Origin of the sequence: Saccharopolyspora flava, assembly GCF_900116135.1 — a bacterium.
Lineage (GTDB): Bacteria > Actinomycetota > Actinomycetes > Mycobacteriales > Pseudonocardiaceae > Saccharopolyspora > Saccharopolyspora flava.
Genome location: NZ_FOZX01000014.1, coordinates 129,512 through 138,292, shown reverse-complemented (window position 1 = coordinate 138,292; position 8,781 = coordinate 129,512). Strand labels below are relative to the sequence as shown.

Genomic DNA, 8,781 nt, shown 5'->3' with positions numbered 1-8,781 from the left:
GGGCCACCCGCTGCGGGGCAAGGCCGCGATCGCCAACGCCCGGCTGGCCTACGCCGCCTACCAGGAGGTCTTCTCGACCGAGCGGTGGAACGCCCTGAAGGCCGAGGGTGCTCGGGCGCAGCGTCCGCTGTGGGCCTCGACCGGGGTCAAGGACAAGTCCTACTCCGACACCCGCTACGTCGACGAGCTCGCGGCGCCGAACACGGTCAACACGATGCCGGAGTCGACGCTGCAGGCCACGACCGATCACGCCGACGTGCGCGGTGACCTGGTCACCGGCACCGCGGCCGAGTCGCAGCAGGTCTTCGACGACCTGGCCGCGGCGGGCATCGACCTCGACGACGTGTTCAAGGTCCTCGAGACCGAGGGCGTCGACAAGTTCGAGAAGTCCTGGACCGAACTCCTCGACACCGTGGCCTCCCAGCTGGAGCAGGCCAAGTAAGGAACGCCACGCGCGTTGAAGTCGGTCCGGGCCGGTGCGGCGAACTGTCGCACCGGCCCGGATCGGCGAGAATCACGTACGAACTAAAAACTCTTTCGAGCCCTGAAGGATCTTCATGGCAACCGATGTTTCTGTCGAAATTGCCGACACGGCGCTGGCGGCCGAGGCTCGCCCACTGGTCGAGCGGCTGACCGCCGATGCGGTTGCCGGCAAGCTCGCCGCCCAGGACGCCACGCTGTGGGGCCCCGACGCCGAACCCGAGGCCTCCATCCGGCTGTCCTGGACGACGCTGGCCGAGAGCTCCCGGCCGCTGCTGGCCGAGATCGACGCGCTGCGCGCCGAGCTGCACGCCGACGGGCTGGACCGGGTGGTGCTGGCGGGCATGGGCGGCTCCTCGCTGGCCCCCGAGGTCATCACCGGCACCGCCGGCGTCCCGCTGACCGTCCTCGACACCACCGACCCCGGTCAGGTCGCCGACGCGCTGGCCGGTGATCTGGACCGGACCGTGCTGGTCGTGTCCTCCAAGTCGGGCACCACCGTCGAGACCGACTCGCACCGCCGGATCTTCGAAAAGGCCTTTGAACAAAACGGAATCGATCCTGTGACCCGCATCATCGTGGTCACCGACCCCGGTTCCCCGATGGAGACCGCGGCCCGCGAGGCCGGGTACCGCAAGGTCTTCACCGCCGACCCGAACGTGGGCGGCCGCTACTCGGCGCTGACCGCGTTCGGTCTCGTCCCGGCCGGGCTGGCCGGTGCCGACATCGCCGGTCTGCTCGACGACGCCGCGACCGCGTTCAAGGCGCTCAGCGCCGACTCGGACCACAACCCGGCGGTGCAGCTGGGCGCCGCGATCGGCGCCGCGCACTCGCAGGGCGCCGAGAAGCTGGTCTTCGCCGACACCGGTTCCGGCATCGCCGGCTTCGGTGACTGGGTGGAGCAGCTCATCGCCGAGTCCACCGGCAAGAACGGCACCGGCGTGCTGCCGGTCGTCGTGGAGAACGCCGACGCGCCGGGCTACGCCGACGCCGGTGCCGACGCCACCACGGTGGCCATCGGCCCGCGCATCGACACCGCGCAGATCAGCACCACCGGTCCGCTCGGCGGACAGATGCTGCTGTGGGAGTTCGCGACCGCGATCGCCGGCCGGCTGCTGGGCATCAACCCGTTCGACCAGCCCGACGTGGAGGCCGCCAAGAAGGCCGCCCGCGCCCTGCTGGACGGCCCGGCCGGTGGCCCGGCGGCGACCCCGGCGGCCGTCGACGGCTCCGTCGAGGTGCATCCCTCTGGCGACTGGGCGTCGGCGGGCGTGGGCACCGTGGCCGAGGCGCTGCGCGCGTTCCTGGCCACCGCCCCGAAGGGCGGCTACCTGGCGATCCAGGCCTACCTGGACCGCCTCGACGACGCCTCGGCGGCGGTGCTGCGCACCGAGCTGGCGCGGCGCACCGGGCTGCAGACCACCTTCGGCTGGGGCCCGCGCTTCCTGCACTCCACCGGCCAGTACCACAAGGGCGGCCACCAGAACGGCGTGTTCCTGCAGATCACCGGCGACTCCGAAGCCGACCTGGAGGTGCCGGACCGGCCCTACGCCCTGGCCGGACTGCAGCGCGCCCAGGCGCTGGGCGACGGCCAAGTGCTGGCCGACCACGGACGCCCGGTGCTGCGACTGCACCTGACCGACCGCGCGGCCGGGCTCGTCGAGCTCGTCAAGGCCGTGCAGACCCTCGGGGGACAGGCGTGACCACGAGCAGCGAATGGACCAACCCGCTGCGGGATGCCCGGGACAAGAGACTCCCGCGGATCGCCGGGCCGTGCGGCCTGACGATCTTCGGCGTCACCGGTGACCTCTCGCGCAAGAAGCTGATGCCGGCGATCTACGACCTGGCCAACCGCGGCCTGCTGCCGCCGGGCTTCGCGCTGACGGGCTTCGCCCGCCGCGACTGGGCCGACCAGGACTTCATGCAGGTCGTCTACGAGGCGGTCAAGGAGAACGCGCGCACGCCGTTCCACCAGACCGTCTGGGACCGGCTGGCCGAGGGCATCCGGTTCGTGCCGGGTTCCTTCGACGACGACGAGGCGTTCGACAAGCTCGCCGAGACCGTCAAGGAGCTCGACGCCGACCGGGGCACCGGCGGCAACCACGGCTTCTACCTGTCGGTGCCGCCGTCGGCGTTCCCGACGGTGCTCAAGCAGCTGTCCCGGTCCGGGCTGACCAGCCCGACCGACGAGAGCTGGCGCCGCGTGGTCATCGAGAAGCCGTTCGGCCACGACTCCGACAGCGCCAAGGAACTCAACCGGATCGTCAACGACGTCTTCCCCGAGGAGTCGGTGTTCCGCATCGACCACTACCTCGGCAAGGAGACGGTGCAGAACATCCTGGCGCTGCGCTTCGCGAACCAGCTGTTCGAGCCGATCTGGAACGCGCACTACGTCGACCACGTGCAGATCACCATGGCCGAGGACATCGGCCTGGGCGGTCGCGCGGGCTACTACGACGGCATCGGCGCGGCCCGCGACGTCATCCAGAACCACCTGCTGCAGCTGATGGCGCTCACGGCGATGGAGGAGCCGGTCTCCTTCTCGCCGGACGACCTGCGGGCGGAGAAGATCAAGGTGCTCTCGGCGACCAAGCCGGTGGGCCCCTTCGACCAGACCACCGCGCGCGGCCAGTACACCGGTGGCTGGCAGGGCGGTTCGCTGGTGCCGGGTCTGCACGAGGAGGGCGGTTTCGCGTCCGACTCGATCACCGAGACCTACGCGGCGATCACCCTGGAGGTCGAGAGCCGCCGCTGGGCGGGCGTGCCGTTCTACCTGCGCTCGGGCAAGCGGCTGGGCCGCCGGGTCACCGAGATCGCCGTGGTGTTCAAGCGCGCCCCGCACCTGCCGTTCGACTCCACCATGACCGAGGAGCTGGGGCAGAACGCCCTGGTCATCCGGGTGCAGCCGGACGAGGGCGTGACGATGCGCTTCGGCGCGAAGGTTCCGGGCACCTCGATGGAGGTCCGGGACGTCACGATGGACTTCGGGTACGGCCACGCCTTCACCGAGTCCTCGCCGGAGGCCTACGAGCGGCTGATCCTGGACGTGCTGCTGGGTGAGCCGTCGCTGTTCCCGGTGAACGAAGAAGTCGAACTGTCCTGGAACATCCTCGACCCGGTGCTGGAGCACTGGGCCTCGCGCGGCAAGCCCGAGCCGTACAAGGCCGGGACCTGGGGTCCGTCCTCGGCGGACGAGATGCTGGCCCGCACCGGACGCGTCTGGAGGCGACCGTGATCATCGACCTGCCGTCGACCACCACCTCGCAGGTCAACAAGAAGCTGGTGGAGCTGCGCGAGTCCGGTGGCGCCGTGGCGCTCGGCCGGGTGCTCACGCTGGTGATCGCCACCGGCGACGGCACCGAGGTGGAGAAGGCGATCCAGGCCGCCAACGAGGCGAGCCGGGAGCACCCGTGCCGCGTGATCGTGGTGGCCAGCGGTGCCCGCCAGGCCGCTCCGCGGCTGGACGCGCAGATCCGCGTGGGCGGTGACGCCGGTGCCTCCGAGGTCATCGTGCTGCGGCTGTACGGCCCGCTGGCCGACGAGGGCGCGGGCTCGGTCGTGCCGCTGCTGCTGCCGGACGCCCCGGTGGTCACCTGGTGGCCGACCGACGCGCCGGACGCCCCGGCGAAGGACCCGCTGGGCGCGCTGTCGCACCGCCGCATCACCGACGCGGCGGCCGAGGCGGACCCGATCGAGTCGCTGCAGAAGCGGACGAAGTCCTACGTGGAGGGCGACACCGACCTGGCCTGGACGCGGCTGACGTCCTGGCGGGCGATGCTGTCCGCGGCGATGGACCTGCCGCCGCACGAGCAGGTCACCGCCGCCACCGTCACCGGTGCCGCCGACTCGCCGTCGACGGACCTGCTGGCGGGCTGGCTGTCGGCGTACCTGGAGATCCCGGTGCGCAGGCTGGAGAGCTCCCGGGCCGGTTCGGGCATCTACTCGGCGGTGCTGGAGCGCCCCTCCGGCAGCATCGAGATCGTGCGCCCGGACGGCAAGGTCGGCACGCTGACCCAGCCGGGCCAGCCGGACCGGCGGATCTCGCTGCAGCGCCGCGAGGTGCAGGACTGCCTGAGCGAGGAGCTGCGACGCCTCGACCCGGACGAGATCTACGAGATCACCCTCGGCGGTCTCAAGGGCATCGTGCGCGGCGAGGACACCGCCGAGGAGTCCGCGGGCGAGTCCTCCGGGGAAGGGGACGCCGAGTGAGCCGTCCCGAGGCGCTGGTCCACTCCGGCGGCGACGTGCTCGCCGCCGCGGTGGCGGCGCGGCTGATCACCGCGATCACCGACGCGCAGGCCGCTCGCGGTTCGGCGTCGGTGGTGCTCACCGGTGGCCGCACCGGCATCGGCGTGCTGGAGCAGGTGCGCCGCTCCCCCGCGCTGGGCGCGGTGGACTGGTCCGCCGTCGACTTCTTCTGGGGCGACGAGCGGTTCCTGCCGGGCGGCGACGGCGAGCGCAACGAGACGCAGGCCCGGCAGGCGCTGCTGGACCACGTCGACGTCGACCCGGCGCGGGTGCACGCGATGGCGCCGTCGGACGGCGAGTTCGGCGACGACGCGGACGCGGCGGCGGCCGGGTACGCCGAGCTGCTGGCGTCGCTGGCGCCCGAGGGCGCGGCGGTGCCGTCGTTCGACGTGCTGATGCTGGGCGTCGGCGAGGAGGGCCACACGGCCTCGCTGTTCCCGGACACCCCGTACGTGCGGGAGTCCGGGAAGACGGTGGTGGGCGTGCACGACTGCCCGAAGCCGCCGCCCACCCGGGTGTCGCTGACGCTGCCGGCGATCGGCGCCGCCTCGCAGGTGTGGCTGATGACCACCGGCAAGGCCAAGGCCGAGCCGGTGGCGGCGGCCCTCAACGGCGCGAAGCCGGTCGACATCCCCGCCGCGGGGGCGTTCGGCCGCAACCGCACCCTCTGGCTGCTCGACGCCGACGCGGCGGCCGAACTGGGCTGAGCGCACGGCAAAAAAACGTGAACGCGTCTCCTTCTCATTGAAGGGGGCGCGTTTTCGTTGTCACCGATCGGTGAGAACCCGTGCGGGCGGCCCGGATCGGCAATACGCTGTGTCGCGGTCGATGATCGCGATGGAGGAGATCCGATGCGCAGGCTCGGTTTGCTCGGCACAGCACTGGGTTTCGCGGCGGTCCTGCTGGGACTGCTGGGCACGGCCGGGGTAGCCGCGCCGTCGAGCACGGAGATGCGGGGTGTGTGGATCGCCAGCGTCGCCAACACCGACTGGCCGAGCAGGCCGGGGTTGCCGGTCGAGCAGCAGCAGGCCGAGTACCGGGCGCTGCTGGACGAGGCCGTGGCGAACCGGATGAACGCGGTGTTCGTGCAGGTCAGGCCGACCGCCGACGCGTTCTGGCCGTCGCCCGTGGAGCCCTGGTCGCACTGGCTGACCGGGCAGCAGGGCCGCGATCCCGGTTACGACCCGATGCGGTTCCTGGTCGACGAGGCGCACCAGCGGGGCCTGGAGTTCCACGCCTGGTTCAACCCGTACCGGGTGAGCATGACCGACGACCTGAACGCGCTGGTGCCGAGCCACCCGGCGCGGCTCCATCCGGAGTGGACGTTCGCCTACGGCGGAAAGCGCTACTACGACCCGGGTCTGCCGCAGGTCCGCGACCTGGTCACCTCGGCGATCACCGACGCGGTGTCGCGCTACCAGGTCGACGGAGTGCACCTGGACGACTACTTCTACCCCTACCCGGTCGAGGGTCAGCCGATCCCGGACGAGCGGACGTTCGCCGAGCACGGCAAGGGTTTCGCGAACATCGACGACTGGCGGCGCGAGAACGTCAACGAGCTCGTCGCGGGTCTGCACGACCGGGTGCACGCGATCCGGCCGAACGCCGAGTTCGGCGTGAGCCCGTTCGGGATCTGGCGCAACGCGAGCAGCGACCCGGCGGGCTCGAACACCCGGGGCATGGAGTCCTACTCGGCGATCTTCGCCGACACCCGGCGCTGGGTGAAGGAGGGCTGGGTCGACTACATCGCGCCCCAGGTCTACTGGCAGTTCGGCCACCCGGCGGCGGACTACGCGGCGGTCGTGCCGTGGTGGTCGCAGACCGTCTCCGGCACCGGCGTGAAGCTCTACATCGGACAGGCCGCCTACAAGGTCGGCCAGCCGGGCTGGACCGACCCGGCGGAGCTGTCGAACCACCTCGCCTTCAACGCCGACCAGCCCCACGTCGAAGGCGACCTCTACTTCAGCGCCAAGTCCCTCACCACCGTCGCCCGCGACGCCATGGCCCGCGTGGTCCACGACCACTACGAGAACTAGGTCCGCTCGGCGAAGGCCTCGACTTGGGCCGTGGTACCGGCGACGACGAGGGTGTCTCCCGGGCCGACGGTGGTGTCGGCGGTGGCGTAGGTGAAGTCCTCGTCGGGGCGCTTGATGCCGACGACCGTGACGCCGTACTTGGAGCGCAGCTTGAGCTCGCCGAGGGTGGCGCCGACGGCTTCGGCCGGGGCGTTGGTCTTCACCAGGGCGTAGTGCTCGGCGAGTTCGATGTAGTCGAGCATCCGGCCGTTGACCAGGTGCGCGACCCGCTCCCCCATCTCGTGCTCGGGCAGCACCACGTGGTGCGCGCCGACGCGTTCGAGGATGCGGCCGTGCTGCCTGCTGGTGGCCTTGGCCCAGATGTGCGGGATGCCGAAGTCGGCCAGCAGCGACGTGGTGAGGATGCTGGCCTCCAGGTCGGTGCCGATGGCCACCACGGCCCGCTTGAACTGGTGCACACCGAGCTGGCGCAGGCTCTCCGGGTCGGTGCTGTCGACGACGGCGGTGTGGGTGAGCTCGTCGGCGTGGCGCTGCACCACGCCCGGCCGCGAGTCCAGCGCCAGCACCTCCGAGCCGCGCCGCACGAGTTCGGCGGCCAGCGAGCTGCCGAACCGGCCGAGGCCGATGACCACGATCTGGTTGGTGTCGTCGTTCCTAGCCAACGATGGGTCGCTCCTCCGGTAGTTCGTAGCGGCGGACGCGTTCGCGCAGGGCGAGCGCGGACGCCAGGGTGATCGGACCGAGCCTGCCGATGAACATCAGCAGCACCAGCAGTATCTGCCCGAAGGCCGGCAGGTCCCCGGTGATGCCGGTGGACAGGCCGACGGTGGCGAACGCCGAGACGGCCTCGAACAGCACCTGGTCGAGGCCGAACGGGCTGATCACCAGCAGCGCCAGCACGGTCAGCATGACGACGGCGACGCCGAGCAGCACGATGGTCAGCGCCTGCCGCTGCACGGTCGAGGGCAGCTGCCTGCCCAGCACGTGCACGGTGGGTTCGCCGCGGATCTCGGCGAGGATCACGAACGCCAGCAGGGCGAAGGTGGTGACCTTGATGCCGCCGGCGGTTCCGGCGCTGCCGCCGCCGATGAACATGAGGATGTCCTGCAGCAGCAGCGTCGCGGGGTGGAAGGCGCCGACGTCGAGGCTGTTGAACCCGGCGGTGCGCGGCATGACGCCGGTGGTGAACCCGGCGAGCAGCTTGCCGGGCCAGGACAGCGGCCCGAGCGTGGCGGGGTTGGCCCACTCGGCGACGGTGGTGCCGAGCACGCCCACGACCAGCAGCGCAGCGGTGGCCCACAGGGTGACCTTGGCGTGCATGGTCCAGCGGCGGGCGCCGCGCAGGTGCCGGAAGATCTCGACCCACACCGGGAAGCCGAGCCCGCCGGCGATGACGGCGAGGCAGATCGGCAGCATGAACCAGGGGTCGGTGGCGAAGGACATGAGGCTGTCGCTGCGCAGCGCGAACCCGGCGTTGTTGAACGCCGAGATCGCGTGGAAGACGCCGTCGTAGATCGCCCGGCCGACCGTCTCCTGGTAGCCGATGATCAGCCGTGCGGTGAGCACGACGGCCACGACCAGCTCGAACAGCAGGCTCAGCCCGATCACGCGGGTGACCATGCGGCGCACCTCGCCGAGCCCGAGGGCTTTGGTCTCGGCTTGGGCGGTCAGCCGCATCCGCAGCCCGAAGCGGCGGAACATGAGCAGGCTCAGCAGGGAGGCGACGGTCATGATGCCGAGGCCGCCGAGCTGGATGAGCCCGAGGATGATGATCTCGCCCGCGGTGGAGAAGTAGGTGGGGGTGTCCACCACGATCAGCCCGGTCACGCACACCGCGGAGGTGGCGGTGAACAGCGCCGGGACGAGCCCGGTGGCCTCTCCGCTCTCGGAGGAGAACGGCATCATCAACAAGACGGTGCCGACCGCGATGAGGGCGGCGAAGCCCAGCACGATCGGCACCGAGGGGCGCCGCGACACGGCGGCGAACCCGCGGCGAAGCCCAGCACGATCGGCACCG

General features: G+C 71.2%; 8 protein-coding genes. 6 read left to right on the top strand and 2 right to left on the bottom strand.

Going from position 1 to position 8,781, the window contains the following annotated elements; translation table 11 throughout:
- The 6 genes from BM424_RS27220 to BM424_RS27195 form a co-directional block, all read left to right on the top strand.
- Nucleotides 1–442 (top strand): transaldolase family protein (locus BM424_RS27220; protein ID WP_281248807.1); only part of this gene is annotated, 442 nt, incomplete at its 5' end.
- 115 nt (nucleotides 443–557) lie between these two features.
- Nucleotides 558–2,183, top strand: coding sequence for a glucose-6-phosphate isomerase (locus BM424_RS27215; protein WP_093423867.1), 1,626 nt, complete (start codon nucleotides 558–560; stop codon nucleotides 2,181–2,183).
- Nucleotides 2,180–3,715 (top strand): glucose-6-phosphate dehydrogenase, encoded by a 1,536-nt coding sequence (zwf, locus tag BM424_RS27210; RefSeq protein WP_093423865.1) that lies wholly within the window; start codon nucleotides 2,180–2,182, stop codon nucleotides 3,713–3,715. Before BM424_RS27215 ends, zwf begins: the two co-directional genes overlap by 4 nt.
- Nucleotides 3,712–4,689 carry a glucose-6-phosphate dehydrogenase assembly protein OpcA gene (gene opcA, locus BM424_RS27205; protein ID WP_093423862.1) on the top strand — a complete coding sequence of 326 codons (978 nt, stop codon included), beginning with the start codon at nucleotides 3,712–3,714 and terminating at the stop codon, nucleotides 4,687–4,689. Before zwf ends, opcA begins: the two co-directional genes overlap by 4 nt.
- The gene (gene pgl / locus BM424_RS27200) at nucleotides 4,686–5,435 is read left to right on the top strand and encodes a 6-phosphogluconolactonase (RefSeq protein ID WP_093423859.1); all 750 of its coding nucleotides are present in this window, start codon (nucleotides 4,686–4,688) and stop codon (nucleotides 5,433–5,435) included. The genes opcA and pgl overlap by 4 nt, the downstream gene beginning before the upstream one ends.
- 144 nt (nucleotides 5,436–5,579) lie before the next feature.
- Nucleotides 5,580–6,764, top strand: a complete 1,185-nt coding sequence (locus BM424_RS27195; RefSeq protein WP_093423857.1) for a glycoside hydrolase family 10-like protein — start codon at nucleotides 5,580–5,582, stop codon at nucleotides 6,762–6,764.
- Here BM424_RS27195 and BM424_RS27190 read toward each other — a convergent pair.
- Both BM424_RS27190 and BM424_RS27185 read right to left on the bottom strand, forming a co-directional pair.
- Nucleotides 6,761–7,426 carry a potassium channel family protein gene (locus BM424_RS27190; protein ID WP_245776167.1) on the bottom strand — a complete coding sequence of 222 codons (666 nt, stop codon included), beginning with the start codon at nucleotides 7,424–7,426 and terminating at the stop codon, nucleotides 6,761–6,763. The genes BM424_RS27195 and BM424_RS27190 overlap by 4 nt on opposite strands.
- Nucleotides 7,419–8,741: a TrkH family potassium uptake protein gene (locus BM424_RS27185; protein WP_093423854.1), complete on the bottom strand. Its 1,323-nt coding sequence runs from the start codon at nucleotides 8,739–8,741 to the stop codon at nucleotides 7,419–7,421. Before BM424_RS27185 ends, BM424_RS27190 begins: the two co-directional genes overlap by 8 nt.
- Nucleotides 8,742–8,781 lie beyond the last annotated feature (40 nt).

Bases quoted from the DNA above. Each gene is read 5' to 3' on its own strand.
- BM424_RS27195 (WP_093423857.1), top strand. From the start codon at position 5,580: ATGCGCAGGCTCGGTTTGCTCGGCACAGCACTGGGTTTCGCGGCGGTC.
- BM424_RS27215 (WP_093423867.1), top strand. From the start codon at position 558: ATGGCAACCGATGTTTCTGTCGAAATTGCCGACACGGCGCTGGCGGCC.